This window comes from Streptomyces sp. NPDC002734, from assembly GCF_040295685.1.
GTDB lineage: Bacteria > Actinomycetota > Actinomycetes > Streptomycetales > Streptomycetaceae > Streptomyces.
In genome coordinates this window covers 172,768-199,560 of sequence record NZ_JBEOVU010000005.1, presented here as the reverse complement: position 1 = coordinate 199,560, position 26,793 = coordinate 172,768, and the positions used below count along the sequence as shown (strand labels likewise).

21 protein-coding genes and 1 pseudogene are annotated in these 26,793 nt (G+C 74.7%); 10 read left to right on the top strand and 12 right to left on the bottom strand.

Annotated features, from left to right (window positions below; all coding sequences use genetic code 11):
- Positions 1–91 precede the first annotated feature (91 nt).
- From ABT026_RS07305 to kbpA, 3 genes and pseudogenes are all read right to left on the bottom strand, one after another.
- Positions 92–1,918 (bottom strand): glycoside hydrolase family 3 protein, encoded by a 1,827-nt coding sequence (locus ABT026_RS07305; protein WP_351113084.1) that lies wholly within the window; start codon positions 1,916–1,918, stop codon positions 92–94.
- A gap of 360 nt (positions 1,919–2,278) precedes the next feature.
- Positions 2,279–4,676, bottom strand: a pseudogene (gene afsK, locus ABT026_RS07300) (protein serine/threonine kinase AfsK).
- A 288-nt stretch (positions 4,677–4,964) separates the two neighbouring features.
- Positions 4,965–5,726 carry an AfsK-binding protein KbpA gene (gene kbpA, locus ABT026_RS07295; protein WP_502967913.1) on the bottom strand — a complete coding sequence of 254 codons (762 nt, stop codon included), beginning with the start codon at positions 5,724–5,726 and terminating at the stop codon, positions 4,965–4,967.
- Positions 5,727–5,826: 100 nt separating this feature from the next.
- On the opposite strand from kbpA, the gene ABT026_RS07290 reads away from it, so the two are divergent.
- From ABT026_RS07290 to ABT026_RS07280, 3 genes are all read left to right on the top strand, one after another.
- Positions 5,827–6,477, top strand: a complete 651-nt coding sequence (locus ABT026_RS07290) for a TetR family transcriptional regulator (RefSeq protein WP_351113082.1) — start codon at positions 5,827–5,829, stop codon at positions 6,475–6,477.
- Between the two features lie 222 nt (positions 6,478–6,699).
- Positions 6,700–7,881, top strand: coding sequence for a flavin-containing monooxygenase (locus ABT026_RS07285; RefSeq protein ID WP_351113081.1), 1,182 nt, complete (start codon positions 6,700–6,702; stop codon positions 7,879–7,881).
- Between the two features lie 120 nt (positions 7,882–8,001).
- The gene (locus ABT026_RS07280; RefSeq protein ID WP_351113080.1) at positions 8,002–8,907 is read left to right on the top strand and encodes an arginase family protein; all 906 of its coding nucleotides are present in this window, start codon (positions 8,002–8,004) and stop codon (positions 8,905–8,907) included.
- Here ABT026_RS07280 and ABT026_RS07275 read toward each other — a convergent pair.
- Positions 8,894–10,189: an MFS transporter gene (locus tag ABT026_RS07275; protein ID WP_351113079.1), complete on the bottom strand. Its 1,296-nt coding sequence runs from the start codon at positions 10,187–10,189 to the stop codon at positions 8,894–8,896. The genes ABT026_RS07280 and ABT026_RS07275 overlap by 14 nt on opposite strands.
- 200 nt (positions 10,190–10,389) lie before the next feature.
- Between ABT026_RS07275 and ABT026_RS07270 the strand changes: the two genes are divergently transcribed.
- Positions 10,390–11,409: a GlxA family transcriptional regulator gene (locus ABT026_RS07270; RefSeq protein WP_351113078.1), complete on the top strand. Its 1,020-nt coding sequence runs from the start codon at positions 10,390–10,392 to the stop codon at positions 11,407–11,409.
- 268 nt (positions 11,410–11,677) lie between these two features.
- Here the strand turns inward: ABT026_RS07270 and ABT026_RS07265 are convergent, their stop codons facing one another.
- Complete coding sequence (locus ABT026_RS07265; RefSeq protein WP_351113137.1) at positions 11,678–12,166, bottom strand: ATP-binding protein; 489 nt, start codon at positions 12,164–12,166, stop codon at positions 11,678–11,680.
- A 437-nt stretch (positions 12,167–12,603) separates the two neighbouring features.
- Positions 12,604–12,978: an STAS domain-containing protein gene (locus ABT026_RS07260; RefSeq protein WP_351113077.1), complete on the bottom strand. Its 375-nt coding sequence runs from the start codon at positions 12,976–12,978 to the stop codon at positions 12,604–12,606.
- Positions 12,979–13,388: 410 nt separating this feature from the next.
- Here ABT026_RS07260 and ABT026_RS07255 point away from each other — a divergent pair, with 410 nt between their 5' ends.
- Both ABT026_RS07255 and ABT026_RS07250 read left to right on the top strand, forming a co-directional pair.
- The gene (locus tag ABT026_RS07255) at positions 13,389–13,970 is read left to right on the top strand and encodes a sigma-70 family RNA polymerase sigma factor (protein ID WP_351113135.1); all 582 of its coding nucleotides are present in this window, start codon (positions 13,389–13,391) and stop codon (positions 13,968–13,970) included.
- Complete coding sequence (locus tag ABT026_RS07250; RefSeq protein ID WP_502967912.1) at positions 13,967–15,307, top strand: zf-HC2 domain-containing protein; 1,341 nt, start codon at positions 13,967–13,969, stop codon at positions 15,305–15,307. The genes ABT026_RS07255 and ABT026_RS07250 overlap by 4 nt, the downstream gene beginning before the upstream one ends.
- 31 nt (positions 15,308–15,338) lie before the next feature.
- On the opposite strand, the gene purU is transcribed toward ABT026_RS07250, so the two are convergent.
- The 4 genes from purU to ABT026_RS07230 form a co-directional block, all read right to left on the bottom strand.
- Positions 15,339–16,214 (bottom strand): formyltetrahydrofolate deformylase, encoded by an 876-nt coding sequence (gene purU / locus ABT026_RS07245; RefSeq protein WP_351113075.1) that lies wholly within the window; start codon positions 16,212–16,214, stop codon positions 15,339–15,341.
- A 73-nt stretch (positions 16,215–16,287) separates the two neighbouring features.
- Positions 16,288–16,725, bottom strand: a complete 438-nt coding sequence (locus tag ABT026_RS07240) for an SCO4402 family protein (protein WP_351113074.1) — start codon at positions 16,723–16,725, stop codon at positions 16,288–16,290.
- A 151-nt stretch (positions 16,726–16,876) separates the two neighbouring features.
- On the bottom strand, positions 16,877–18,370 hold the full coding sequence (locus ABT026_RS07235; RefSeq protein ID WP_351113073.1) for a hypothetical protein: 1,494 nt from the start codon (positions 18,368–18,370) through the stop codon (positions 16,877–16,879).
- A 147-nt stretch (positions 18,371–18,517) separates the two neighbouring features.
- Positions 18,518–19,900 carry an NsdA family TPR-like regulatory protein gene (locus ABT026_RS07230; protein WP_351113072.1) on the bottom strand — a complete coding sequence of 461 codons (1,383 nt, stop codon included), beginning with the start codon at positions 19,898–19,900 and terminating at the stop codon, positions 18,518–18,520.
- A 234-nt stretch (positions 19,901–20,134) separates the two neighbouring features.
- On the opposite strand from ABT026_RS07230, the gene ABT026_RS07225 reads away from it, so the two are divergent.
- The 3 genes from ABT026_RS07225 (at position 20,135) to ABT026_RS07215 (ending at position 23,504) form a co-directional block, all read left to right on the top strand.
- Positions 20,135–20,824 carry a bifunctional DNA primase/polymerase gene (locus ABT026_RS07225; RefSeq protein WP_351113070.1) on the top strand — a complete coding sequence of 230 codons (690 nt, stop codon included), beginning with the start codon at positions 20,135–20,137 and terminating at the stop codon, positions 20,822–20,824.
- Positions 20,825–21,042: 218 nt separating this feature from the next.
- Positions 21,043–21,810 carry an ABC transporter ATP-binding protein gene (locus ABT026_RS07220; protein ID WP_351113069.1) on the top strand — a complete coding sequence of 256 codons (768 nt, stop codon included), beginning with the start codon at positions 21,043–21,045 and terminating at the stop codon, positions 21,808–21,810.
- Entirely contained in the window at positions 21,807–23,504 is a 1,698-nt protein-coding gene (locus tag ABT026_RS07215) for a transporter (RefSeq protein WP_502967911.1), read from the top strand. The genes ABT026_RS07220 and ABT026_RS07215 overlap by 4 nt, the downstream gene beginning before the upstream one ends.
- 26 nt (positions 23,505–23,530) lie before the next feature.
- Here the strand turns inward: ABT026_RS07215 and ABT026_RS07210 are convergent, their stop codons facing one another.
- Positions 23,531–24,499 (bottom strand): alpha/beta fold hydrolase, encoded by a 969-nt coding sequence (locus ABT026_RS07210; RefSeq protein ID WP_351113068.1) that lies wholly within the window; start codon positions 24,497–24,499, stop codon positions 23,531–23,533.
- Positions 24,500–25,038: 539 nt separating this feature from the next.
- Positions 25,039–25,731: an iron-dependent transcriptional repressor DtxR gene (locus tag ABT026_RS07205; RefSeq protein ID WP_351113067.1), complete on the bottom strand. Its 693-nt coding sequence runs from the start codon at positions 25,729–25,731 to the stop codon at positions 25,039–25,041.
- 255 nt (positions 25,732–25,986) lie between these two features.
- Between ABT026_RS07205 and ABT026_RS07200 the strand changes: the two genes are divergently transcribed.
- Positions 25,987–26,748, top strand: a complete 762-nt coding sequence (locus tag ABT026_RS07200) for an SIS domain-containing protein (RefSeq protein ID WP_351113066.1) — start codon at positions 25,987–25,989, stop codon at positions 26,746–26,748.
- The last annotated feature ends 45 nt before the right edge of the window (positions 26,749–26,793 follow it).

Here is a 26,793-nt window from a genome sequence, read left to right as displayed (position 1 = left end):
GGCCGCGGACCGTTCCACGGGCAGACGGGCAGACGGGCAGACGGGCGGGCGGACCGGCGGGCAGGCGAACCGGCGGACCGGCGCGGGCGCGTCAGCCGTCGTACGACAGCCCGTGCCCCAGCGGGAAGAGCACCGTGGCCGGGTCGTCGGCCCGCTGGACCGGCACCGGCAGGGTGCCGCGCGGCTCGACCCGGCCGGCGATCACCCGTGCCGCGGCGCGCAGTTCGACCTCCGTCCAGCAGTAGGAGGCGAGTGACGCCGGGACGTCGCCGAGGTGGGCGATGTCGTAGGGGTTGCGCACCGCGAGGTGGACGACGGGCACGCCGGTCGCGAGCAGCCGGGCCACCAGGGTGCGCTGGGCGCTGGTGGCGCCGACGTTGTCGGTGGTGACCACCACCGCGTCCCGTCCCCGCGCCGCGGCCACCGCCTCGTCGATCTTCGCCGTGTCGGGCGTCCGGCCGGTGGCGAGCTGGGTGGTGCCGTAGCCCAGTTCCTCGAACGCCTTGGCCAGCTCGGGCACCGTGGTGCGGGTGGCGTCGGTCGGGAACGCCGGGCTCGCGCCCACCACGAGCAGCTTCCGCTGCGTCCGGCGCAGCGGGAGCGCCCTGTCGTCGTTGACCAGCAGGGTGGTGGTGCGCTCGGCGATCCGGGCGGCGGCGAGCCGGTGCGCGCGGGCGCCGACGACCCGGTCGACCTCCTTCGGCGAGACGTACGGGCTGCCGTCGAGCAGTCCGGCCTTGTCCTTGAGCCGCAGGACGCGCCGGACCGACTCGTCGAGCCGCTCCTCGGTGATCTCCCCCGCGCGCACGGCGGCCAGGACGCCGTTGTAGGCGACGTCGATGTCCGGCGGGAACAGCAACTGGTCGGCGCCGGCCTTGAGGGCGAGGACGGGCACCCGGTCGTCGCCGTACTTGGTGCGGACGCCGCGCATGTTGAGCGCGTCGGTGACGATCACGCCGTCGAAGCCGAGTTCGCCGCGCAGCACGCCCCGCAGGATCGCGGGCGACAGGGTGGCCGGGTCGTTGCTGGGGTCGAGCGCCGGGACCTGGAGGTGCGCGGTCATGATCGAGTCGACGCCGGCGGCGATCGCGGCGCGGAAGGGCGGGGCGTCGACACGTTCCCACTCCTCGCGGCTGTGGGTGATCACGGGCAGCCCGGTGTGGCTGTCCTCGCCGGTGTCCCCGTGGCCGGGGAAGTGCTTGGCGCAGGCCACCACGCCGGCCCGCCGGTAGCCGGTCACCTGGGCCGCCACCATGCGGCCGACCTCGCGGGGGTCGGCGCCGAAGGAGCGGACGTTGATGATGGGATTGGCCGGGTTGACGTTGACGTCGGCGACCGGGGCGAAGTTCTGGTGGATGCCGAGGGCGGCGAGTTCGGCGCCCGAGATGTACCCGGCGGTGCGCGCGTCGGACGCCGACCCGCCCGCGCCGAGGGCCATCGCGCCGGGGAGCTGGGTGGCGCCGCTCCCGATGCGGACGTTGGCCCCGTGCTCCTGGTCGATGGAGATCAGCGACGGCACGGGGGTGGGCAGGGCGAGCGAGGCCCGCTGCACCCCGTTGGTCAGCTCCGCGACCTGGGCAGGGTCCTGGATGTTGTTGGCCCAGCCGGAGAAGTAGATGACCCCGCCGACCTGGTACTTGGCGATCAGCTCGGCCACGGTGCGGACGCCGAGTTCCGCGAGGTTGCGGTCCTGGTCGAGCGCGCTGGGGGAGGTCGCCGACGTGCCGTAGAAGTACGGCACGAAGAGCTGGCCGATCTTCGCCTCAACGCTCATCGCGGCGATGATCTTCTCGATGCGGTCGCCTCGGCGGTGCGCGGCCGCGGGGGTGGCCGTCGCGCCGACGACGCCCGCCGCGCTCGCGGCGGCCACGGTCGCGGAGGCGAGAACGGTTCGTCGGGACAGACTCCGGTCCTGCATACGGACGTGCTCCTTCCAGCCTTGCGGGGCAAGGGAGTTGAAGGAAACGTGAGGTACTCCGAACAGCGGGAAACGTAGCCGTCGGGTCCGGTCCGGACAAGAGGTCTAGACATATTAGGTCTAGACAAGGCGGGATCTCGCCGTGCCGCCGGGACGGCCACCCGGGCCGGGGCGGGGCCGGCCATCCGGCGGGTGGCACTCCCCCAGGGGCGGACCGAGGGCTGATGGGCGCCCCGGGCCCGGGCGGGCCGGGTGGTGCCGGGTGGTGCCGGGTGCGGCAGCCCGCAGCCCGCAGACCCGAGGCCGGTGGCCCCGGGGAGGGCGCAGGAGGCCCTCGCAGGCCGGGCGGCGACCCGGGGGTCAGGCCGGGCGGGCGGTGCCGGTGCCCTTCTCCGCGTCGAGGGCGTAGACGCAACGATCCTTGCTGCACGCGTAGACGACACCGCCGCGCACCACCGGCGACCCGGTGATCTCCCCGCCGGTGGCCAGCTTCCACCGCAGCCGGCCGTCGTCGGCCTTGAGCGTGTACAGCAGGTGGTCGGAGGAGCCGAAGTGGATCCGGCCCTCGGCGACCACCGGCGCGCCCACGATGTCCCCGCCCGCCTGGAAGCGCCACTTGGGCGTGCCGGTGACCGCGTCGAGCGTGTAGAGGCCCTTGCCGCTGGCGACGTGGATGTGCCCGGCGGCGACCAGCACCGGTTCCACCGAGGACCGCGCCTCGGTGGCGATCCGCCACCGGTCCCGGCCGTCCGCCGCGTCCAGCGCGTACACCGTGCCGAGGTAGTCGGCGAGGTACACCCCGCCCCCCCGTCACGGCGGCGCCCGGCACGAAGGCGGGCGGGCCGAGGAAGACCGCCGGGGCCTCGAAGTGCCAGTGCACATGGCCGTTCGCCACGTTGATCGCCAGCACCCGGGTGCCGGCGGACACGTACACGCACCCGTCGGAGGCGTGGCTCAGCCGTACCGGGACGCCCCCGCAGGAGGCCGCGTCGCCGATCGGGTACGACCACCGCTCCTCGCCGGTGCGCATGTCGAGGGCGCGCAGCCGGGCGTCCTGCCAGACGTAGGCGGTTCCCTCGTGCAGCGCCGGTCCGGCCTCGGGGGTCTCGAAGTCGGTCTGCGCGCCGTTCAGCTGCCACAGCCTGCGGCCGGTGGCCGCCTCCCACGCCTGGACGCCGCCGCCGCGCGTGCCGGTGAGCACGTAGCCGCGCTCGGCCTGCAGCGAGTACACCCAGGCCTCGGCGGAGAGCCGCCACAGGTCGGAGCCGTCGCGGGCGTCCAGGGCGAACAGGGAGGGACCGTCGGAGGCGTGGATGCGCCCGTCGGCGACCTTCATCGACCAGGCGACGTCGCGGGTCTTGAAACGGCGGCGGCCGGTCTGCACGTCGAGGGCGTGCACCTCGAAGGAGGTGACGTAGACCAGGTCGTCGGCCACCTCGGGGGTGCCCCAGACGTCGTTGGACATCCGGAAACGCCACGGCCGCCAGCCGCCCCGGCCGTCCGCCGGCTGCTCGTCGCCGGCCGGGCCGGGCTGCCCCACCTGCTGCTGGGGCACCGGCGCGGCGCCCTGCTGGGGCCGCGACCAGGAGGCGGCGAGACCGGCCTCCGGCAGCGGCGCGCGGGCGCCGGCCGCGGCGCGCACCTCGGCGACCACGGGCCCCGCGCCGATCGGCACCCGGGCGCCCGGCAGCAGCACCGGCCCGAGGTCGGGCTGCGAGCCCGCCGGCGACGGGTGCGGGAGGGGGCCGCCGGGCCCGGGACCGTGGTGCGGCCGCACCGGCGGGGCCGGGTCGTGCGCGGGCCGCGGAGGCACCTGCGGGCGGCCCTGGCCGGGCTGCGGCGCGGGGAAGGTGGTGGTCCGGCCGCCGTTGCGGCGCTGCTCGATGAGGTGGACGGCACGCTCCGGCAGCCACGCGGAGGCGGTGCCGCTGTCGTCGGAGCCGGCCCCGAACAGGTGGGGGGCCAGCTGTGCCTGGAGGTCGGCCGGGCTGGGGCGGGCCGAGGCGTCCATCTTCATGCAGGCGTCGATCAGGGGCCGCAGCTCGTCGGGCAGCCCCTCCATGTCGGGCTCCTCACGCAGCAGCATGAAGACCGTCTCCACCGGGTTGGCGCCGTGGAACGGCGGGTGGCCGGTGGCGGCGAAGACCAGGGTGGAGCCCAGGGAGAAGACGTCGCTGGCGCCGGTGACGCTGCGGGAGTCCTTCGCCTGTTCCGGCGACATGTACGCGGGGGTGCCCACGGCCACGTTGGTCATGGTCAGCCGGGTGGAGGAGACCCCGGAGGCGATGCCGAAGTCGATGACCCGCGGACCGTCCTCGACCACCAGGACGTTGGACGGCTTGAGGTCACGGTGCACCAGACCGGCGCCGTGGATCGACTGCAGCGCCTCGGCGACGCCGGCGGCCAGCCAGCGGACCGCCTGCACGGGCAGCGGGCCGCACTCGTTCACGATCTCCTCGAGCGAGGGCGCCGGCACGTACGCGGTGGCCAGCCACGGCACCGCGGCGCGCGGATCGGCGTCGACGACGGCGGCCGTGTAGAAGCCGGAGACGGCGCGGGCCGCCTCCACCTCACGCGTGAAACGGACGCGGAACAGCTGGTCCTCGGCGAGCTCCGTCCGCACGGTCTTGATCGCCACCCGGCGCCCGGAAGCCGAGCGCGCGAGATAGACCAGGCCCATGCCGCCGGCCCCCAGGCGTCCGAGCACCTCGAACGGACCGATCCGGCGCGGATCGGTCTGTGTCAGCTGATCCACCACTTGCCTGCCACCTCCCCGTGAGAGCCGCGTCGCCTTCGTGTGTACGCGACCCCGTGCAGCGTCTCACCACCGCACCGCCGTGGCGGCACGCACCCCGATTCTTCCCTGCCCGAGCGCCGCCGCGCGAACCCGGGGGCGAACCCGGCGTCGCTCGCCCCTGGGTACCGTGCACGGCGGCCCGGGTCCAGACCCCGGCCAGGACCCGTTCCCGGGCCCCGGACCGCCCGCCACGGCCCTTCGCCGCCTTCCCGCTGCTCAGCGCCGTACCCGCCGCCCGCTCCGTCTCCTTCACCGTCCGGCGCCGCGTCGGCTCTCCAGGAGGGCGAACGAGGCGTTCTGGTTGTCCGTCACCACCGCCACCGCGCCCCGGTCGGTGGTGAAGGGCTGCGCCTGCACCCTGCCGCCGAGGCGGTAGACCGCGCCGAGCGCGCCCTCCAGGTCGTCCACCGAGAAATGCACCAGAAAGTGCGACGGCATGACTTCCGGAAAAACGCCCGCCAGGGGGGCGATGCCGTCCCGCAGGCCGCCGAACACGTGTCGCCAGAACGGCCGGGCGCCCTCCGGGTCACGGGTGTGGAGCACCGCCCCGGCGAACCCGCCACGGGCCGGAGGGCGCCGCCCGAAGCCCTCGTGCAGGGCCGGCTCCCAGAGCCCGAACACGGCCCCCTCGGGGCCGACCGCGAGCGCCTGGCGCCCCAGCCGGCCCATCGGCGCGGGGGCGCTGATCATCTGGCCGCCCTCCTCGGTGATCCGCCGGGCCACCGCCGTCGCGTCGCGGGTGGCCAGGTAGGCCGTCCACACCGTCGGCATCCGGCCGTCCCGCTTGGGGAGCAACGAGGCCACCGGCTCGCCCTCACGGTGCGCCCAGGCGGCGCCGAGCGGTCCGCCCTCCACCCCGCGCGGGCCCACCGCGTCGAAACTCCACCCGAACAGTTCCCCGTAGAAACGCTTGCCCGCCTCCACGTCGGGAAGCGAGGCGTCCACCCAGCAGGGAACGCCTTCGGCGGCTTCGCCGCCCTCCGTATTCACGGATGCCCCATTTTCGGCCATGGCGTCAAGTTAGCGGCACGGGAACGGTCACGCAGAGCACGCGCACCCCATTTGCAGTCTGCCGAATAGCGCGCGAATCCCCCGTCGATAAGCTGACGACATGACAGGACACGTACGCACGGTCGACGGCCGCGTGGCTGGTCGGCGAGGGCAGGCGACGCGGCAGAAGCTGCTGGACTGCCTCGGAGAAATGCTCGGTTCCGCCCCCTACCGGGACGTCAAGGTGATCGACGTCGCGCGCCGGGCCGGCACCTCCCCCGCGACCTTCTACCAGTACTTCCCGGACGTCGAGAGCGCCGTCCTGGAGATCGCCGAGGACCTGGCGGCGGGCGGCGCGGGACTGGGCGGCCTGCTGGAGGGCCGGTCCTGGACGGGGCGCGCGGGATGGCAGACCGCCCAGGAGCTGGTCGACGGGTTCATGGACTTCTGGCGGGCCAACGACGCGATCCTGCGGGTCGTCGACCTGGCCGCGGCCGAGGGGGACAAACGGTTCTCCAAGCTGCGTGTGCGCATCCTGGGGACCCTGCACAAGGGGTTGACGGAGGCGATCGACGGCCTGCGCTCCAAGGGCAAGGTCGACCAGGACGTGAGCCCGGCGGCGACGGCCGCCTCGCTGGTCGCCATGCTCTCCGCGGCGGCCTCGCACCAGAAGGGCGGGCACCAGGGCTGGGGCTACAAGGCCGCCGAACTCCGGCCGAGCCTGGCGCAGCTGGTGCACCTCGGGGTCACCGGGAAGAAGCCGACGCGTTAGTACGCCGTCGGGGTTCGCATCCTGTCATCACGCGCGGTTTTCGGCGGCCCGCCCTCGCCGCTCTCGCGGAGGGCTCGCGCCGCTCTTCCGCCGGGCTTCCGTCGCCCTTCCGCCGCTCTTCCGCCGGGCTTCACAATTCACCCGTGAGCGTGACCGATTCGGAATCAATTCCGATCTTGAATGAGACCAATCGAGTGATGCCGTGCATAGGATTTCGGCATCATGCTCGAAAAGCCTGTCCCTCAGGACTCCCGGTCCCGCGCCCAGCACCCCGTCTACGTCATCGGCGGCGGACCCGGAGGCCTGGCAGCCGCCCAGGCGCTGCGGGCCCGCGGAATCCGCGCCGTGGTCCTGGAGAAGGCGCCCCGGGTGGGCGACTCCTGGCGCCGCCACTACGACCGGCTCCGGCTGCACACCACCCGCAAGCGGTCCTCGCTGCCCGGGCTGCCGATGCCGCGTTCCTTCGGCCGGTGGCCGGCCCGCGACGACGTGGTGCGCTACCTGGAGAAGTACGTCGAGCACCACGGTCTCGAGGTCGTCACCGGCGTCGAGGTGACCCGCCTGGAGCGGGCCGGCGACGGTGACGGCGGCGGCGCCTGGGTGCTGCACGCCACCGGCGGCCGGCGGCTCACCGGCAGCGCCGTCGTCGTGGCGACCGGCTACAACCACACCCCGCGCGTCCCCGGCTGGCCCGGCCTCGACGACTTCGCCGGGGAGTTCCTGCACGCCTCGGACTACCGCTCGGGCGCCGCCTTCGCCGGACGCGACGTGCTGGTCGTCGGCGTGGGCAACACCGGCGCGGAACTCGCCGTCGACCTCGTCGAGGGCGGCGCGGCGCGGGTGCGGCTGGCCGTGCGGACGGCGCCGCACATCGTGCGCCGCTCCACGGCGGGGTGGCCCGCGCAGAACACGGCGATCCTGGTGCGGCGGCTGCCGGTGCCGGTGGTGGACCGGCTGGCCCGCGCGATGGCGAGGATCAGCGTCCCCGACCTGTCCGCGCACGGGCTGCCGCGTCCGGACACCGGCCTGTACTCCCGGGTGCGGCAGGGGGCGATCCCGGTGCAGGACGCCGGTCTGATCGACGCGGTCCGGCGGGGGCGGGTGGAGGTCGTCGCCGCGGTCGACGGGTTCGACGGGGCGGAGGTCCTGCTGGCGGACGGGTCGCGGATCACGCCCGAGGCGGTGGTCGCGGCGACGGGGTACGACCGGGGGCTGGAGGGGCTGCTCGGGCACCTCGACGTGCTCGACGCGCGGGGGCTTCCCGCGGCGCACGGTCCGCGGTCCCCGCGGAACGCGCCGGGACTCTTCTTCACGGGCTTCACCACGCCGATCAGCGGCACCCTCCGGGAGCTCTCCCGCGACGCGGAACGCCTCGCCAAGGCCATCTCCCGCGCCGCCCGCTGACCTGCGGCCCGCAGCCGCCCGGGCACCCACCATTCCGCATCACCCTCCCGCGGGCAGCGGGCAGCGGGCCGCGCACCGGCTCTCTTGAGCGACCGGCCCTCCGGCGGGGAGCATGGCCGCATGCCGAGCATCGTGGTCGTCGACGCCCCTTCCAACCTCGGCCTGCGCCCTCCGGCCCCCGGTACCGTCCCCGGTTGCCACAAGCTGGCCGGAGCACTGCGGGACAACGGGATCGTGCGCAGGACCGGAGCCCTCGAGGGAGGCGTCGTCGTGCCGCCGCGCTACGACCGGGGGGACTGGCGGGAGGGCGACGGGGTCTTCAACGCCGCGGCGATCGCCGCGTACACGCGCAAACTGGCCGATCGGATCGAACACCATGTCCGCGGGGGCCGGTTCCCCCTCGTCCTCGGCGGGGACTGTTCCATCCAGCTCGGCGCCGCGCTCGCCCTGCGCCGCCTCGGCCGCTACGGCCTGGTCTCGGTAGACGCCTCGCCCGACTTCCGTCATCCGGGCAACTCCCACCGCGTCGGCGCCGCCGCCGGAGAGGAACTCGCCCTCTCCACCGGCCGCGGGCAGGACGACCTGACCGACCTCGAAGGACTCCGCCCCTACCTACGGGACGAGGACATCGTCCTCCTCGGCACCCGGGACGCGTACGCCGACGACGCCGAGGTGACCGAACTCCGCGCGGCCGAGGTCCCCGTCACCACGGTCCGGGACCTGCGCCGCCTCGGCCCCGCCGCTCGTGGAGCCGCCACCGCCGCCCGTCTGGACCACGCCGGGACCGACGGGTTCTGGGTCCACCTGGACGCCGACGTCCTCGACCCCTCGGTCATGCCGGCGGTCGACAGCCCGGACCCCGACGGCCTCATGCCCGACGAACTCACCGCGCTGCTGCGTCCCCTCGTCCGCTCACCGCGCTGCGTGGGCCTCAACGTCACCGTCTACGACCCCGACCTCGACCCGGACGGCACCGCCGGCGCCCTGCTGACCGACCTGGTGGTCTCGGCCCTCACCGACCACTGACACCGGACCCCGCCGCGGCGGGCCCGCCCTCCTGGCGGACCGTGGCCGCGGACCTCGCGCCTCGGCGGATGACGAGGACCATGAGGGCCGCGGCCGCGCACAGGGCGCCGGAGGCGTAGAAGACCACGTCGTACGTGCCGAACACGTCCCGCGCCACCCCGCCGAGGAACGCGACCGCCGCCGCCCCGGCCTGGTGGGAGGCCAGGACCCATCCGAACACGATCGGCCCGTCCTCGCCGAAGTGCTCCCGGCAGAGCGCGATCGTCGGCGGCACCGTCGCCACCCAGTCCAGCCCGTAGAAGACGATGAAGAAGAGCATCGGCGGATGGACCGCCGGCGCCAGCAGCATCGGCAGGAACAGCAGCGAGACCCCCCGCAGCGCGTAGTACACGGCGAGCAGCCGACGCGAGTCGAACCGGTCCGTGAGCCAGCCGGAGGCGATCGTGCCGACCACGTCGAAGATCCCGACGACCGCCAGCAGCGAGGCCGCCGCGGTGACCGGCATGTGGTGCGGGTGATCGTGCGCGGCGGGCACGAAGTGGGTCTGGATCAGCCCGTTCGTGGAGGCCCCGCAGATCGCGAAGGACCCGGCGAGCAGCCAGAACGTGCCGGTGCGCACCGCCCGCGACAGCACCGTCAGCGCACGCCGGGCCACCCCGGGGACCGGGGGCGGCGGCGGGGTCACCTCGGTGGCGCCGAGGAGCGGGAGCCCCACGTCGGCGGGGTGGTCCCGCATCAGCAGCCAGGCGAGCGGCACCACGGCCAGCGCCGCCAGCGCCACCGTGGCGGTGGCCGGCCGCCAGCCGTGGGCGACGACCAGCCAGGACAGCACCGGCAGGAACACCAGCTGCCCCGAGGCCCCGGCCGCCGTGAGGATGCCGGAGACCAGTCCGCGGCGCTCGGCGAACCACCGGTTGGTGACGGTGGCCGCGAACCCGGTGGCCAGCGCGCCGGTGCCCAGCCCCACGAACACGCCCCACAGCAGCAGGAGCTGCCACGCCTCCCGCATGACCACGCCCGCGCCGACGCCCACCGCGATCAGGCCGAGCGCGCCGGTCACCACCCGGCGGATGCCGAAGCGGTCCATCAGCGCGGCGGAGAACGGCGCGATCAAGCCGTTGAGCACGAGGTTGACGGAGACGGCCGCGCCGATGGTGCCGCGCGACCACCCGAAGTCCTCGGCGAGCGGGTCGGTGACCAGCCCCGGCAGGGTGCGGAAGGCCGCGGCGCCGATGATCGTCACGAAGGCGACCGCCACCACCAGCCAGGCGCGGTGCGGCATCCATGCCTTCGGGCCCCGCGGCCCCAGCGGGCCCTTCGTGCGTGGCGGCCGTGCCGGGAGGGCGGGGGCGGATGAACCGAGTTCCGTCTGTGTCACCGGGACAGCATCCGTTCTCCGGTCCCTCCGGGACGAGTGGCCCGAGGGACACCGTTCGACAGGATCGGGCCACACGCCCCTCCGTCCGGGGCTACGCTCCCCGCATGACGGAGCAGGACGCAGGCGGGACACAGCAGGGCCCGGGGCCGGACCGCGGGCCGCACCGGGTGGCGGTGCTGGTGCGGGACGGGCTGATCCCCTTCGAGCTGGGCATACCGCACCGCATCTTCGGCCGGGCCCGGAGCGCGGACGGCCGCCCGCTGTACGAGGTGACGACCTGCTCGGCCGGTCCGCCCGGCGAGGTCCGCACCGACGCCGACTTCGCGGTGCGGGTCGAGCACGGTCCGGAGGCGCTGGCCCGGGCGGACACCGTGGTGGTGCCGGCCTCCCACGAGCGGGGCGTGCTGCACGAGCGGGGCGTGCTCACCGACGAACTGGCGGCGGCGTTCACCGTGATCCGCCCCGGCACCCGGCTGGTGTCCATCTGCACGGGCGCCTACGTGCTGGCCGCGGCCGGCGTGCTGGACGACCGCCCGGCCACCACCCACTGGGCGAGCACCGAGCACTTCCAACGGCTCTTCCCGCAGGTCAGGGTGGACCCCGACGTCCTGTTCGTCGACGACGGCGACGTGCTGACCTCGGCGGGAGTGGCCGCGGGCATCGACCTCTGCCTGCACCTGGTGCGCCGGGACCACGGGGCGGCGGTGGCCGCGGAGGTCGCCCGGGTCACGGTGGTGCCGCCGCACCGCGACGGTGGGCAGGCACAGTACGTACGGCGTCCGGTGCCGGAGGCGCGGGCGGCGGGCACGGCGCGGGCCCGGGCCTGGGCGCTCGAGCGGTTGCACGAGCCGGTACGGCTGCGTGACCTGGCGGAACGCGAAGCGCTGTCGGTGCGGACCTTCACCCGGCGGTTCCGCGAGGAGACCGGGGTGAGCCCCGGGGAGTGGCTGACCCTGCAACGGGTGGAGCGGGCGCGGCACCTGCTGGAGACCACCGACCTGCCGGTGGAACGCATCGCCCGCGACGCGGGGTTCGGCAGCGTGCAGTCCCTGCGCCAGCACGTCCGCGCCGTCCTCGGCGTGGCCCCGACGACCTACCGCCGCACGTTCCACGAGACCCGCTGAAAGTTGTCCACACCCTGTGGACAACTTTTCGCCCCCTCTGTTCAGCGACACCGGAGGGGAGGAAGGGAGAGAAGAAGAAGGGGGAGACCGGGGAGGCAGCACGCACAGGCCGGCGCGCCGCACGTGCGCGAGGCGCGGCCCGGAACACCGCGGGCCATCAGCCGCTCACGCTCGGCCGGGCACAGCCAGGGGAAGGCATCGAGGAACGCCGCGCGTTCAGGCCCCGCGTTCAGGCCGTCCGCACGGACCGCCCGTTCGTCCCGCGCGGTCAGACGGCCTCGTAGGCCAGGCCGCCGCACGCCGCGACGCCCGTGCCGTACGCGACCGTCGCCGCGCCGCCCGTGCCGGACTGTGCGCCGCGGTCGAGTTCGCACCAGATCCGCTTGCCGGCGCCCTCACGGGTCCAGCCCCAGCGGTCGGCCAGACCGTCGACCAGCGCGAGGCCGCGGCCGCCCGTCTCGTCCTCGTCGGAACATCGCGGCACCGGCGCCCGGCAGTCCGCGTCGGCGACCTCCAGGCGGACCGGAGGCATCGCGCCGGCCGGGGCCTCGCCCGGGTCCTCGGCCGGCAGCACCAGCCGTAGTACCGCGGGACACCCCGTGTGCACCACCGCGTTGGTCACCAGCTCCGACACGAGCAGGATCACCGTCTCGGCCAGCGACTCGTCGGCGTCCATGCCGGACCCCGCGAGCCGCGACCGGGCCCATCTCCGGGCTCTCCCCACTTCCGCGGGGTCGGGCCGGATCTCCAACTGCACTTGAAGCACCTGCACCGCTCACACCATCCGAACCGGCGGACACGACACGGAGTCACGGTCCGTGACTCCCTTGAAGCACAGCATGGTTGACACTGAGTCACGCCAACAAGCGCTTCGGGCATATTCCAGCGCGAAGGAGTACCCGTGCGGCATACTGTGCGACGACTCCCGCCGTGCGATGCGTCCTCGCACAAGGGCCGTTGGGCCCTGGCATCCGTCGCATTTCACCCAAGGTACCCGAGGGCGGACCGACATCGGGCGGCGGGCGGATCCGGTCCCGCGCCCGGGTGCGTCAACTCTCCGTGACCGCGCGGCCGCGACGGTGCGTGACGTGCGTCTCCTGATCACGCACGGGTGAACCCCGGCCGCGAGGCGGCTTTCAACTGGACGGCGCATCGGGCGTGTTGCGTGCTCGCGTGTCCCGGTCCCGGCCCGGCTCACGCCGACATCGGGCGGATGTCGTCGTCCAGCGCCGCGTCCGCGTCGGGGAAGACCTCGAAGAGCCGCCGCACCCCGAGCGCGCCCAGCACCCGGTTCACGTGCGACCCGTCCTCCGCGCCCGCGGCCGGCAGCACCAGCCGCAGCCGGCCTCCGCAGGAACGCAGCAGCCGCCGGGCGGCGATCAGCACGCCCACGCCGCTGGAGTCGCAGAAGAAGACGCCGGAGAGGTCGACGACCACGCTGCGGTGCCCCCCGGCCACCGCGTCGTGCACCCGACGGCGCAGCTCGGGCGAGGTCATCAGGTCCATCTCGCCGGACACCCGGAGCACGACCCATCCGTCGTGCTCGGTGCCGGTCACCGTGAACGCCACATCATGCCCCTTACTCGCCGGAGGCGGTCCTGTGGCAGCGCCCCTGCCCCCGCCACACCTCCATGAAACCCAGGGCCGGACCGGGAGAACCAGACATCGACCAGCCACTTTCAGGCTTATTCGACCTCATTCGATCGAAAATTCTCACACATCGATCAATTGCGGTCGCCGTAGGGGGACAAGACGCACACCTGGTGCCACCGGAGCCCGCGCCGCGCGACCCTTATCACGTGGGAGCGCTTCCGGGGCGCGCGTTTACGGGAAAGAGCCGTGCGCGGCACCGGGTGCCGACTACATTCGTCGGGGAGGACCCCCGCAGGGGCGGGGCGGAAGTGACGGGGCACGGGGGCAACCGGAGGGAGGGGACTGTGGCGGTCGCCACGGACGGACCGGTCCGCGCGGAGCGCAGGATGCAGCAACGGCTCGAGCGCGGGGAGGCCGCGGCACTCAGCGAGCTCTACGACCGGTACGCCTCCCTGGTCCACGGACTGGCCAACCGGGTGCTCGACGACGAGCGGGCCGCCGACGCGGTGACCCGCGAGGTCTTCACCCACGTCTGGGAGAACCCCTCCGCCTACGACCCGGGCCGCGGCCCGGTGCGCACCTGGCTCTCCGAGCTGACCCGCGACCTCGCGGTGCGCCGGCTGCACGCGCGGGGAGCCGCCGAACTGCGGCGCGACGGCGCCGACCCGGAGGACCCCGAGGCGCGCGAGGAGCTCCAGGAGAAGGTCCGCGAGGCGGCCGTGGCCGCCCGCGCCGACTACATCGTGACGTCGATGCCCGCCTCGCTGCGGGCCGCGCTGAACCTCGCCTACCACCACCGCCGGGACTACCGGGGAGCCGCCGCCGACCTCGGCGTCACCGAGGTGGAGATCCGCCGCCGGATGCGTCTGGGCCTCCAGCTGCTGTCCACCGCGCACGCGGTCGTCCCGCCGGAGTCCCTGCCGCAGTCCCTGCCGGACGCCGGTCACGGCCCGGGAGGCGCGGCGTGAACGGGGACGCGGAGGCGTACGACGGGCAGCCCCATGGCGAGCGGCCCTGGTCGCAGGACGCGGCCGCCCCGGGGCGCGGGCCCGGGCGGCGCCCCGCCGCCGGCGCCGGCCCGCACCGGAGCCACGGGGGACGGCTGCCGTCGGCGGCCGGTTCCGCGGAGCCCTCGCGCAGTCCGGGGACACGCGAGGAGCGCCCGCCGGCGGTGCCCGCCACGCACGCGGAGCTGAAGGCCATGCTGGGCGCCTGGGCGCTCGCGGTCTGCACGCCCGCCGAGACGGCCGCGGTCGACGCCCATCTGGCGGTGTGCCGCCGCTGCTCCGACGAGGCCCGGTCGCTGCGCGACGCGGTGCCGCTGCTTCAGCGCCCGGAGAGCCTGGACCTGGACCCGCTGCTGCGGACCCGGGTGCTGGACGCCTGCCTCGACCGGCGCCCGCCGCGCATCCCGGTCCCGGAGTGGGCGACGCCCTACGACGCGGAGACCGCCCGGCTGGACGCGCTGCTCCAGGACATCGACGAGGCGGAGTGGCACGCCCCGGTCCGGCTGCGCTGGATCGAGGAGGACGAGGAGCGCCACCACCGCTCCACCGTCGCCAAGGTGATCGCCCACCTGATGGCGGTGGACGGGCTGGTCGCCGTCGCCCTGGGCCTCGCCGACCCGCTGGCCGCGCTGCCGGGCCCCGCCCCGGCCGGCGGCACCGGAACCCCGACCTCCCGCACCCGGGCCTACTGGGCGGCGCTGAACCGTCCGCCCACCCGCGAGGTGCGCGACCCCTGGCGGGCGCAGAGCCACGACCTGGTGCGGACCGCCTCGTTCACCGGCGGCACCACGGGCGGCCTGCCGGTGGCGTACGGGCCGTGCGAGATCCCGCTGCGGGACGCCATGCTGGAGCGGGCCTTCGCCTGCTGGGTGCACGGCGGCGACATCGCGGACGCGGTGAACTACCCCTACCGGCCGCCCGCGCCGCGTCATCTGCACGCCCTGCTCGACCTGGCGGCCCGCCGGCTGCCGGACGCGCTGGCCACCAGGCGCCGGGCCGGCCGGGCCGCGCAGCCCTCCCCCGGCGCACGCCATCTGGTCTCCGCGGGCCGTCCGGGGCGCAGCCTGATGCTGGAGATCGAGGGACGTGGCGGCGGCGACTGGCTGATCCCGCTGGACTCCCCCGCCGCGCTGCCCTCGGAGCACCACGTCGTCGCCCATGTGGTGCTGGACGACGAGGAGTTCGCCCAGGTGGTGGCCGGCCACATAAGGCCGCGGGACGCGGCGGCCGGCCAGAGCGGCGACCGGGCCGCCGTCGAGGACGTGCTCTACGCGGCGGCCTCGCTCAGCCGGCTCTGAGGGTCAGGACTGCGAGGGTCAGGACTGCGGGTCAGGAGAAGACGACCGTGCGACGGCCGTTGAGCAGCACCCGCCGCTCGGCGTGCCACTTCACGGCACGGGCCAGCGCCTGGCACTCGACGTCACGGCCGACCGCGACCAGCTGCTCGGGCGCCAGCTCGTGGCCGACCCGCTCGACCTCCTGCTCGATGATCGGGCCCTCGTCGAGGTCCGCGGTCACGTAGTGCGCGGTGGCGCCGATCAGCTTGACGCCGCGGGTGTGCGCCTGGTGGTACGGCTTGGCGCCCTTGAAGCTCGGCAGGAAGGAGTGGTGGATGTTGATGATCCGCCCACTGAGCTGCTTGCACAGGTCGTCGGAGAGCACCTGCATGTAGCGGGCCAGGACGACGAGTTCGACGCCCTCCTCACGGACGATCTCCAGCAGGCGGGCCTCGGACTGCTCCTTGGTGTCCCGGGTCACCGGGATGTGGTGGAACGGCACGTCATACGAGCCCACCAGCTCGGCGAAGTCGGTGTGGTTGGACACCACCGCGACGACGTCCACCGGGAGCGCGCCGGTGGAGGCGCGGAAGAGCAGGTCGTTCAGGCAGTGGCCGAAGCGGCTCACCATCAGCAGCACGCGCATCTTCTCGCCGGCCTGGCCGATCTGCCATTCCATGTGGAACGAGTCGCCGATCGCCGCGAAGCTGGCGCGGAGCTTGTCCAGGCTGACCGGGGCGGGGGCCGAGAAGTGGACCCGCATGAAGAACAGTCCCGTGTCGTGGTCGCCGAACTGCTGGCTGTCCTCGATGTTGCAGCCGGTCATGAAGAGGTAGCTCGACACGGCGTGGACGATGCCCTGCTTGTCCGGGCAGGCGAGGGTGAGGACGTACTGCTCGACAGGCGCGGCGGCGGACTGTTCACTCATGCCCGTCAGGGTCGCACATCGTCTCCCGCCCACGCCGACCTTGTCCTCCATCCGGGACACCCTGTCGCCGAGGTCAGGCGGTGCGGGTGAGGATGCGCAGCACTTCGAGGGACTGGGGCGGGGTGTCGGGGTCGTCGCCGTCCCCGACGGCCATCCGCACGTGCGCGTCCCGGGCCGCGCGGACCGCCTCCGGCCACCCGGCGTGCGCCATGTAGGCCGACACCGGCGCGTCCGGCCCCACCTGGTGCATGATCCGCAGCACCCGCAGCACGGCCGTGTCGACCAGCGCCGCCTCCTGCGAGTCCCGGAAGATCGTGCCGACGTACTTCTCGGCGGACCAGTTGTCCAGCCAGGTGTCCTCGACCAGGCGGTAGACGGCGTCCGTGACGTCGCCGTACCCGTCGGCCCCGGCCAGCCAGACGTCGCGCTGGAAGTCCGGGTCGGAGAGCATGTGCAGCGCCGAGCGGACGTTCCCGCGCCAGCGCCACCACGGCATGTCGTTGAGGGGCATGACGCCCATGGTGGAGGAGCGACGCCCGTGGCGGGAAGAGTTCACCGAAGTCTGCACGACATCCGATCGTACGTTCCGCCCGCGGCCGCGGACCCCGGGGGCGACCCCCGAACGGCCGTCACGGCAGCGGGCCCGGGGGTGTCGCCGCAGGTCAGAGCTGGATCGGACGCCGCTCCGTGAGCTTCCACTCCTTGGCGATCGGGTTCCACAGGTCGGACGCCTTCTGCTTCTCCGCGGTGGCGGTGCCGCTCTGCTCGACGGCGGCGCCGGTCTCCGGGGTGTTGCGGGCGTGGCCGTGCTTGCAGAACTTGCCGCGGTCGCCGGCCACCTGGTCCGCCCAGTTCGCGTAGTGCTCGTCGGCGGACTTCGAGGCCTGCCAGGCCTTGGTGAGCGCCTGGGTCAGCGCGGCGTGCTGCGGGAGCTGGTCGACCTGGATCTCGTTGAGACGGGTGACCAGGTCGGCGCGCTGCTGGGCGGCGCCGCGCAGCGCCTGGGCGGCCTCGCCCAGCTTCTCGCAGCGGCGGACGTTCTCGACGGCGCCGACCACCGCGGAGCGGCTGTTGCCGCTGTCGGCGAGCAGCTTGTCCAGGGCGACGGCCTGCTCGCGCGCCTTGTTCTCCTCCTTCTCCGCCCCGCCGGAGTCCTCCTCCTGCGCGTCGGAGGGCGTCGGGGAGTCCACCGCGGCCGAGCCCTTGCCGGAGTCGTCGGCGCCGTCCATCAGCGAGCCGATGCCGATGCCCAGCACCACGATGCCGACGCCGGCCGCCGCCAGCAGCGGGATCCGGCCGCCGCGCCGGACGGGGGCGGCCGGGGCGGGATGCGGGTCGTAGCCGCCGGGGGCGGGCTGACCGTAGTCCGGGCGCGGGGCGTGGGAGCGGAAGAGGTTGTCGAACTCGGCGGGCGGCGGCCGGTTCTCGTCGGCGCCGTAGCCGCCGCCGGGGACGGGCGGGAGGTACTGGGTGGCCTCGCCGTCGCCGCCGCCGCCGGGAGACTGCGCCTGGGGCCCGGGGATCCGGCGCAGCATCTGGGTGTCGCGGTCCATGCCCTGCTGCGGGGAATGCTGCTGAGGGTGCTGCCCGGGGTTCTGCGGTCCGTCCGCGGACTGCGGCGGGACCGGCGGGAGGTACTGGGTGGCGGCCTGGTCGCCGGCCGGCACCGGGGGGATGAACTGGGTGGCGGCCGAGTCGCCGGGCGCCGCGGGTATGGGCTGTATGAACTGGGTGGCGGCCTCGTCGGCGAAGCCGCCGGCCCCGGCCTGACCGGGAAGCCCCTGGTGACCCGGCTGCCCCGGGTGGCCCGGCTGTCCCGGGTGCCCCTGCCCGCGGTGCCCGCCGTGCGACGCGGACGGACCCGTCGGCCCGGACGGTCCCGGAGGCACCGGCGGGAGGTACTGGGTGGCCTCGCCGTGACCGCTGCCCGCCGGGGTCTCGGGGGGCAGCGGGCCGGGTCCGGGCGCGCCGGTCCACAGCTGCGGTGCGGAGTCCCAGGCGCCATGGGCACCGTCGCCGTGGGTCCCGTCGCCGTGGGCGCCGTCGCCGTGGGTCCCGGCGCCCTGCCAGTTCTCCTCGGGCTGCGCCTGGCGCGGGTACGGCGGCCGGTCCGGCTGGTCCGGCGTCCACGGACCGCCGTGTCCACTCTGCGTCACCGGGGCTCCTACATCGGGGGCTTGCGGAATCGTCGGCTCACGCTACCCGCTCGTCCGCCGTGCCCTCCACCCAACCTCCCACCGCGCCCTGTGAGCAGCGCAGTTGGAGCCGGCGCCGCCCGCCGGGCGCGGCCGCGCGCCCTCGCCTCACGCCACGGCCAGGCGCTCCGTGAAGGCGCGGACCGGGGCCTCGGAGCGGTACGGCTCCAGGCGGTGCCGGAAGTCGTCCAGGTACTCGGCGCCCCGGTTGGAGCGCAGCGAGCCGAGGATTCCCGCGGCGTCCAGCGCGGTCGCGCAGGCCTGTTCCAGCTCCCGCCGCTGAAGCTGGGCCGTGGCGAGCAGCACGTGGCCGATGGCCCGGCGGCGTGCCCTGGTCGCGGGGTGGCCGTCCAGCGACCGGCGGGCGTAGCGCTCGGCCTGCTCGGCCTGCCCGAGGTCCCGGTGGCAGTGGGCCAGTTCGTCGGCGAGGTAGGCCTCGTCGAAGTGGCTGATCCACACCGGGTCGTCGCCGGCCTCGGTGGCGGTCGGCGCCGCCTCCATGGCGTCCAGCGCCCTGCCGCAGGCCACCTCGGCCGCCGCCGCGTCGCCCAGCACCGCGTGTCCCCGCGCCTCTGCGGCGTGGAACATCGCCTGGGCGCGCGGGGTGACCCGGCCGCGCGCGCCCTCCTGGGCCGCGCGGGCCAGCTGGGCGATCTCCCGCGGGTTGCCGAGCTGCGCCGCCAGGTGGCTCATGGAGGCCGCGAGCACGTAGCCGCCGTAGCCGCGGTCGCCCGCCGCCTGGGCCAGGCGCAGCGCCTGGATGTAGTAGCGCTGGGCGAGGGCGGGCTGCCCGGTGTCCACCGCCATGTAGCCGGCCAGTTCGGTGAGGCGGGCGACCGCGGCGAACAGCTCGCGCCCCACCGACTCCTTGTAGGACCCGGAGAGCAGCCCGGAGACCACGCTGTTGAGGTAGTGGACCAGGACCGGCCGGACGTGACCGCTGCCGAAGCGGTGGTCCAGGTCGACCAGGGCCTGCGTCATCGCCTTGACCGCGTCCACGTCGGAGGGGCCGACCCGGGGGCCGACCGCGCGGGCGACCTGCGGGTCCGGGGCGGAGATCAGCCAGTCACGGCTGGGCTCCACCAGGGCCGAGGCGGCCACCGAGGTGCCGGCCAGGAAGTCCCGCCGCCCCACGTCGCTGCGCCACAGCTCGCTGACCTGCTCGACCGCGCCCGCCACGGTGGGGGCGAACTGCAGGCCGACGCCGGTGGCGAGGTTCTTGCCGTTGGCCATGCCGATCTCGTCGATGGTGACGGCGCGCCCGAGCTTGCGGCCGAGGGCCTCGGCGATGACGGCGGGGGCGCGCCCCCGGGGCTGCTGTCCGCGGAGCCAGCGGGCCACCGAGGTCTTGTCGTAGCGCAGGTCGAGACCGTGTTCCGCGCCGCACAGGTTGACCCGGCGGGCCAGCCCGGCGTTGGAGCAGCCCGCCTCCTGGATGAGTGCCTGCAGCCGTTCGTTGGGCTGCCGTGCGACGAGTGGCCTGGCGGCCATGAGTACCCCCTGTTGCTGCCGTTGGTGCCTGGGTGGTGCCTGGTGTGGTCCCGCGATCACGCGGGTCCTGGCCGGTGCGCCCGGCCGGGACCCCCCAGTGGCTACCCAGCGCCCGCTCGCCCGCCGCCCGCGCGCCCCCTCGAATGCACCTGTGCGCCCCGCGCTCCCTGGCGCGGCCGTTCCCCGTCCGCGTGTCCGGCGTAACCCGGACGTGTGAGAGGAGTTGAGTCGTTCGTGGAAAATACGATCTCCGGCACCGAAGTCACCTCCATCCCCCAGCAGCGCGGTGAGGCAGGCCCGCAGGGCTCCGACGACGCCCGCACACCGGTCTCCTCCGCGCTCGAGGCCGCCGTGCGCTACGCCGAGCAGTGGCAGTGGCAGGTCTTCCCCGGGGTGTCGCTGGAGACGACGGCGGGTGTGGTGCGCTGCTCCTGCGGCGACGCGGCCTGCCCGTTGCCGGGGGCGCACCCGGAGGGGCCGGACTGGGCGACCCAGGCCACGCTCAGCGGGGCGGTCGCCCGGCGGATGTGGAGCGACCGGCCCGACGCCGCGGTGCTGCTCCCGACGGGGCACGGGTTCGACGTGGTGGACGTCCCGGAGACGGCCGGGTTCCTGGCGCTGGCCCGGCTGGACCGGCTGGGCACCGAGGGCGCGGCGGGCCCGGTGCTGCTGTCGCCGGACCGCCGGATGCGGTTCCTGGTGGCTCCGGGAGCGGTGGCGCGGGTGCCGCGCGCGGTCCGGGCGCTGGGGTGGGCCCCCGAGACCCTGGACCTCACGGTCACCGGCGCGGGCGGATGGATCCCGGCGCCGCCCACACGCTACGGGGCGCGGGGTCCGGTCCAGTGGGTCCGGACGCCGGCCGGCCGCCGCCTTCCCGACGCGACCGTGCTGGTCCCCGCCCTCGCCTACGCCTGCACCCGCTGACCCTCCCTTCGAGCCCGTACGCCCGCACCCGCTGACGCTCCCTCGGAGCCCGTACGCCCGCACCCGCTGACGCTCCCCCGGCGCCGGCGGCGGTTCCGCCCCCGGCCGGAGGCGGAACCGCCCGGAGGTCCGGTTCGTCGCTGTGGAGGGGGAGCCGCGCGGCCGTGGGGGCCATAGGGTCGGTTCCGTGCCCGGTACCGACCCAGCGGAGGGATGAGATGACTGCCGCCGTACGCGTGGAAGGCCTCTGGAAACGTTTCGGCGACCACGTCGCCGTCGGCGGGATCGACCTGGAGCTGCCCGCCGGGCGGTTCGTCGGCCTGGTCGGCCCCAACGGCGCCGGCAAGACCACCACCCTCTCGATGATCACCGGGCTGCTCCGGCCCGACCAGGGCAGGGTGGAGGTCGTCGGGCACGACGTGTGGCGCGACCCCGCCGCGGTGAAGGCGCGTATCGGCGTCCTCCCCGAGGGGCTGCGGCTCTTCGAGCGGCTCTCGGGGAGCGAGCTCCTCTCCTACGCGGGCCGCCTGCGGGGTCTGCCCGGCGAGGAGACCGACAAGCGGGCGGCCCAGCTGATCGAGGTCCTCGACCTCTCCGCCGCCCGCGACAAGCTGGTCGTCGACTACTCCACCGGCATGCGCAAGAAGATCGGTCTCGCCTCGGCGCTGCTGCACAATCCCGAGGTGCTCTTCCTCGACGAGCCGTTCGAGGGCGTCGACCCGGTCTCCGCGCAGACCATCCGCACGGTGCTGGAGCGGTACACCGCCTCCGGCGCGACGGTGGTGTTCTCCTCGCACGTCATGGAACTGGTGGAGTCCCTCTGCGACTGGGTGGCGGTGCTGGCCGCCGGCCGGATCCGCGCCGCGGGCCCGCTGGCGGAGGTGCGCGGGGACGCCGCCTCGCTGCAGCAGGCCTTCCTCGAGCTGGTCGGCGCGGGCGACCGGGCCGTCGGCAGCAGCCTGGACTGGCTGGGCGGCGCGCGATGACGGAGCGTCCCGCACCGGCCGGCGCGGCTCCCTCCTCCGTCGCTCCCCCGGGCGCCCCCGGCACCCCGGCCCCTTCCCCGGTCTCCGCCGCCCGGGCCGACTCCGTCACCGGGGTGATGGTCCGGCTGAAGCTGTCGATCGTGCGCAACGGCCTGCGGCAGTCCGGCGGCCGGCGCGCGGCCTACATCGCCTCCGCGGTCGTGGTGCTGCTGCTGGCCGCGTTCCTCCTGCTCGGGCTGCTCCTGCTGCGCGGCCACCCGCACGCCGCCTCCGTGGTGGTGCCGCTGACCGCCGTGCTGGCGCTGGGCTGGGCGGTGATGCCGCTCTTCTCCTCCAGCGGCGACGAGACCCTGGACGCGACCCGGCTGGTCCTGCTGCCGCTGCGCCCCCGCCCGCTGGTGCGGGCGCTGCTGGCCGCCTCGCTGGTGGGCATCGGCCCGCTGTTCACGCTCTGCCTGCTGACCGGTTCGGCGATCGCCGTGGCGCGCGGCGCGGCCGGCGCGGCGACCGCGGTGGTCGCGGTGGCGCTGGCGCTGCTGACCTGTGTGGCGCTGGCCCGGGCCGTGGTCACCGCGAACACCCGGCTGCTCTCCAGCCGCCGCGGCCGCGACCTCGCCGTGGTCAGCGGCCTGGTCGTGGCGATCGGGGCGCAGGCCGTCAACTTTGGCGTGCAGCGGCTCGGCGCGTCCGGGTTGGCCCAGCTCGACCCGTTCGCCGAGGTGCTCCGCTGGGTCCCGCCCGCCTCCGCGATCGGTGCCGTGGACGCCGCGAGCGACGGCGCGTACGGCACGGCCGCCGTCCAACTCGGTCTCACCGCGTTGGCGTTGACGCTCGCGCTGCGCTGGTGGTCGGCGACGCTGACCCGGCTGATGACCGCGCCCGACTCCTCCACCCTTCAGGCCGCCGAACCGGCGGCGGACCGCGCGGGGCGCCGCTCCGGCGGCCCGGTGGTCGCCCGGCTGCTGCCGCCCGGGCGGGTCCGCACCGTGATGGAGCGCAGCCTGCGCTACGCCTGGCGCGACCCCAAGACCCGGGCCGCGCTGGTCGTCTCGCTCGCGGTCGGGCTGATCGTGCCGCTCTTCAACGCGCTCCAGGGCTCGGGGTCGGTGTACTTCGCCTGCTTCGCCGCCGGGATGCTCGGCTCGATGATGTACAACCAGTTCGGCCAGGACTACTCGGGTTTCTGGATGGTCGCGATGACCATCTCCTCCCCCCGGGACGCGCTGCGCGAGCTGTGGGGCCGGGCCCTGGCGCTGGTCTCGTACGCGGTGCCCTACTCGGTGCTGGTGTGTGTGGCGACGGTGGCGGTGCTCGGCGAGTGGGGCAGGCTCCCCGAGGCCCTGGGCCTGTCGCTGTCGCTGCTCGGCGCGATGACGGCGACCGGCGCGTGGGCCTCCGTGCGCCACCCCTACTCCATCCCGCCGGAGGGCAACCGGAACGTGGCCCCCGGCCAGGTCGGGCTGGTGTGGATGGCGATCTTCGGCGGCATGGCGGCCGCGGCGGTCCTCTCCGCGCCGGTGATCGCGCTGACCGTCTGGCTGCACCTGGCGGGCTACGCCGCCGCGTGGGGCTGGCTGCTCCTGCCGGTGGGCACGGCCTACGGCGCCCTCCTGGCCGTGACCGGCCTGCGCCTGGCCGCGCCCCGGGCGGCCGCCCGTCTCCCGGAGATCCTGGCCGCCGTCAGCAAGGGCTGAGCGGGGGCCACGGGCCGCCGGGGCGCTCAAGGGGTGAGGACTCCCTGGAGGAAGGGGGTCAGCAGGTCCTGCCAGGCGTCGGGCTGGTCGTGGTGGAGGAGGTGGCCGGCGTCGGGGATCTCCGCGTACTCGCCGCGCGGCAGGACGCGGACCATCTCGTGGGCCTCGGCCCGGCCCAGCTGGCCGTCCACGCCGCGCACCACCAGGGCGGGGCACTGCACCTGGGCGAGCTCCTCCCAGTGGGCGTCGAAGGCCCAGCCGCGACGGGCGAGCCGCATCTGGTCGGGGTCGAACACGGGGCGCCAGCCGTCCGGCGCGTGGGTCATCACCTCGGCGAAGTAGCCGGCCCGGGCCTCGCTGGGACGCTCCACCCACGGATCACGGGAGAACCACTTCCGGACCTCCCCCAGCGTGGCGAAGGGCGTGGGCCAGGCCGCCAGCCAGTCCTCCCACTCACGCTGCATCGCCGCCCCGACGGCCGCCGCGCGCATCTCCGCCAGCACCAGCCCGCGCACCAGGTCGGGCCGGGCGACGGCGAGCCGCCAGCCGATCATCGCTCCCATGCCGTGCCCCACCACCACGGCGGGCCCCAGCCCCAGCTGCTCCAGGGCCGCCTCGGCGTCGGCGACGAAGGCCTCGGGCGTCAGCCCGGCCGGCCCCTCCGGATGGTCGCTGAGCCCGTGCCCGCGCTGGTCGAGCGCCACGGCGCGGCACCTGCCGGACAGGCCCCGGGCGGTCTGCGCCCAGTGCGAGGCCCGGCCCAGCAGCCCGTGCAGTAACAGGACCCCCGGCCCCTGCGACGGCTCCTCCTCCGGCTCCCGGCGCGGTCCGGGCCCGGACACGGCCACCGGGGCCGCCACGGGCGCCGGGCCAGAGGGAGAACCGTCCGGCCGTCCCCGCGAGCCCGCCTGCCCGGCCGGCTTGGGGGGCTCGGCGAACTCCCAGGCGGCCAGGCGCAGGCCACCCGCTCCGGTCAGGTCGATCCGCCGTGCCATCCGTGCCCCCTCAATGCGCGCCCTGTCGCGCGCCCATCCTGACGCCTGTCTGCCCGGTTGTGCGCTGCTTTGCGCCATCTCCCGCAGACTATCGAATCTGTATTCGAAAACGCGGGTTCATATCGCCGACACCCCTCGTTCGAGTGACCACGGCCGGGGATTGACCGTCGTCGACGCGGGGAGATCCTGAGCGGGAGGCGGACCACTCGGGGAAAAGCGGTCCGCGGGGACGACCGACCTCGGGAGCTCGGGGCTCCAGGTCGGCACAGGGGAGGACGGGCCCCGGCACGGCCGACGCCGCGCCGGGGCCCTGTTGCGTGGGTCGCCCCTCGGGGCGGGGTCCTCGGGTCATATGCCTCGCCCACCACACTGCCCCACGGTGAGCCACCTTGAAAAGGCGGGCGGCGTGAAAGACGGCGCGCGACACGGGCGTCACGACATCCGCGCGGGAGCGCACGACGCCCGCGAGCGTCCGCGGAGGCGACGTCGGAAGCGGCCGCGCCGGGCTCCCGCCGCAGCGCGCGCCTCGGTGAGTGCGGCTAGGGCTTGGCCACGAAGACGTGCGAGGCGACCTCGCCGTCCAGCTCGGCGGCCTCGCCGCCGCTGCCCACCAGCAGACCGGAGGGGGACTCGGTCACGCTGACCACCGAACCGGGCTGCACGCCCGCCCGGCGCAGCGCGTACATCAGCTGCGCGTCCGTCTGGATGGGCTCGCCGATGCGGCGCACGACGACCGTCTTGCCCTCGTGGCCGGGCTCCAGGTCGGCCAGCGACACCATGCCCTCGTCGAGGAACGGGTCTGCCGTGGCCTCCTGCCCGAGCTCCTCGAGGCCGGGGATGGGGTTGCCGTAGGGCGACTCGGTCGGGTGGCGGAGCAGCTCGAGGACGCGCCGCTCGACGGCCTCGCTCATCACGTGCTCCCAGCGGCAGGCCTCGGCGTGCACCTGCTCCCACTCCAGGCCGATGACGTCCACCAGCAGGCACTCGGCCAGCCGGTGCTTGCGCATCACCCGCGTCGCCAGCCGGCGGCCCTCCTCGGTCAGCTCCAGGTGACGGTCGCTGGCCACGGAGAGCAGGCCGTCCCGCTCCATCCGCGCCACCGTCTGGCTGACCGTCGGGCCGCTCTGGTCGAGCCGTTCCGCGATTCGGGCGCGCATGGGGACCACACCTTCCTCCTCGAGCTCGAGGATGGTGCGGAGATACATCTCCGTGGTGTCGATCAGTCCGGACATACGTGCCCCTCGCAATACATCTGCCGATAAGCCGCGCGCAGCCTCGGCGGTCAGGCCTGCCCGGCTGCTCCGGGCGGCGCGCCGACTCCGCATCCAATTCTTACGCATGCGGCCGACAAGCGTGCCCTGCCGGAGGAGTCGAAACAGTCCGGTTCGGCTCCCTACTGCCCCTCGGCGAACGGCCGATGCCACCCGTTGACACCGTTGTGGTCCAGACCTCACGGTGATCATCGACACACAGGAGGGAGCCTGCCGGTGAGCGGACACGCGGACGATCTGGTCGGCCGGTACTTCGACGCGGCGGAACGGCTGCTGCGGCGGGTCCGGGTGGAGGAGACGGAGGCGATCGCCGCCGCCGGGGAACTGGTGGCGGACACGGTGAGCTCCGGAGGGCGGCTGTTCGCCTTCGGCGCGGGGCACTCGTCGCTGGCCGCGCAGGACGTGGTCTACCGGGCGGGCGGCATGGCGCTGATGAACCTGCTGTCCGTGCCGGGGCTGACCGGCGTCGACGTGCGCCCGGCCACCCTGGGCTCGGCGCTGGAGCGGGTGGAGGGGCTGGCGGCCACGGTGCTCGACGTCTCCCCGCTGCGGGCCGGGGACCTGCTGGTGGTGATCTCCCTGTCCGGGCGCAACGCGCTCCCGGTGGAGATGGCCTCCGAGGCCCGGGCGCGCGGGGTGCGGGTGGTCGGGGTGACCTCGGTGGCCTACGCGCGGGAGACCGCGCCCGGCCACCCCTCGGGCACCTTCCTGAAGGACCACTGCGACGTGGTGGTCGACTCCAAGGTCGCGGTGGGCGACGCGGAACTCACCCTGGAGGGTGTCGGCGCGCCGTTCGCCTCCGCCTCCACGGTGGTGACCTCGGCGGTCATGCAGTCCGTGATGGCGGTCGCGGCGGGCACGCTCGCGGAGCGGGGCGTGGAGCCGCCGCTGCTGCGGTCGGGCAACGTGGACGGTGGCCGCGACTGGAACGACGCGGTCTTCGACCGGTACCGGGACCGGATCTTCCACCAGCACTGAGCTCCCCCGGGCGCCGGCGCCGAGCTCTCCCGGGGCAGGCGCCCC

Excerpts from the sequence above, each read along its gene's own strand:
- ABT026_RS07305 (WP_351113084.1), bottom strand. The coding sequence starts at position 1,918 with ATGCAGGACCGGAGTCTGTCCCGACGAACCGTTCTCGCCTCCGCGACC.
- kbpA (WP_502967913.1), bottom strand. The coding sequence starts at position 5,726 with ATGGCCGAAAATGGGGCATCCGTGAATACGGAGGGCGGCGAAGCCGCC.
- ABT026_RS07290 (WP_351113082.1), top strand. The coding sequence starts at position 5,827 with ATGACAGGACACGTACGCACGGTCGACGGCCGCGTGGCTGGTCGGCGA.
- ABT026_RS07285 (WP_351113081.1), top strand. The coding sequence starts at position 6,700 with ATGCTCGAAAAGCCTGTCCCTCAGGACTCCCGGTCCCGCGCCCAGCAC.
- ABT026_RS07280 (WP_351113080.1), top strand. The coding sequence starts at position 8,002 with ATGCCGAGCATCGTGGTCGTCGACGCCCCTTCCAACCTCGGCCTGCGC.
- ABT026_RS07275 (WP_351113079.1), bottom strand. The coding sequence starts at position 10,189 with ATGCCGCACCGCGCCTGGCTGGTGGTGGCGGTCGCCTTCGTGACGATC.
- ABT026_RS07270 (WP_351113078.1), top strand. The coding sequence starts at position 10,390 with ATGACGGAGCAGGACGCAGGCGGGACACAGCAGGGCCCGGGGCCGGAC.
- ABT026_RS07255 (WP_351113135.1), top strand. The coding sequence starts at position 13,389 with ATGCAGCAACGGCTCGAGCGCGGGGAGGCCGCGGCACTCAGCGAGCTC.
- purU (WP_351113075.1), bottom strand. The coding sequence starts at position 16,214 with ATGAGTGAACAGTCCGCCGCCGCGCCTGTCGAGCAGTACGTCCTCACC.
- ABT026_RS07240 (WP_351113074.1), bottom strand. The coding sequence starts at position 16,725 with ATGCCCCTCAACGACATGCCGTGGTGGCGCTGGCGCGGGAACGTCCGC.
- ABT026_RS07230 (WP_351113072.1), bottom strand. The coding sequence starts at position 19,900 with ATGGCCGCCAGGCCACTCGTCGCACGGCAGCCCAACGAACGGCTGCAG.
- ABT026_RS07220 (WP_351113069.1), top strand. The coding sequence starts at position 21,043 with ATGACTGCCGCCGTACGCGTGGAAGGCCTCTGGAAACGTTTCGGCGAC.
- ABT026_RS07215 (WP_502967911.1), top strand. The coding sequence starts at position 21,807 with ATGACGGAGCGTCCCGCACCGGCCGGCGCGGCTCCCTCCTCCGTCGCT.
- ABT026_RS07210 (WP_351113068.1), bottom strand. The coding sequence starts at position 24,499 with ATGGCACGGCGGATCGACCTGACCGGAGCGGGTGGCCTGCGCCTGGCC.
- ABT026_RS07205 (WP_351113067.1), bottom strand. The coding sequence starts at position 25,731 with ATGTCCGGACTGATCGACACCACGGAGATGTATCTCCGCACCATCCTC.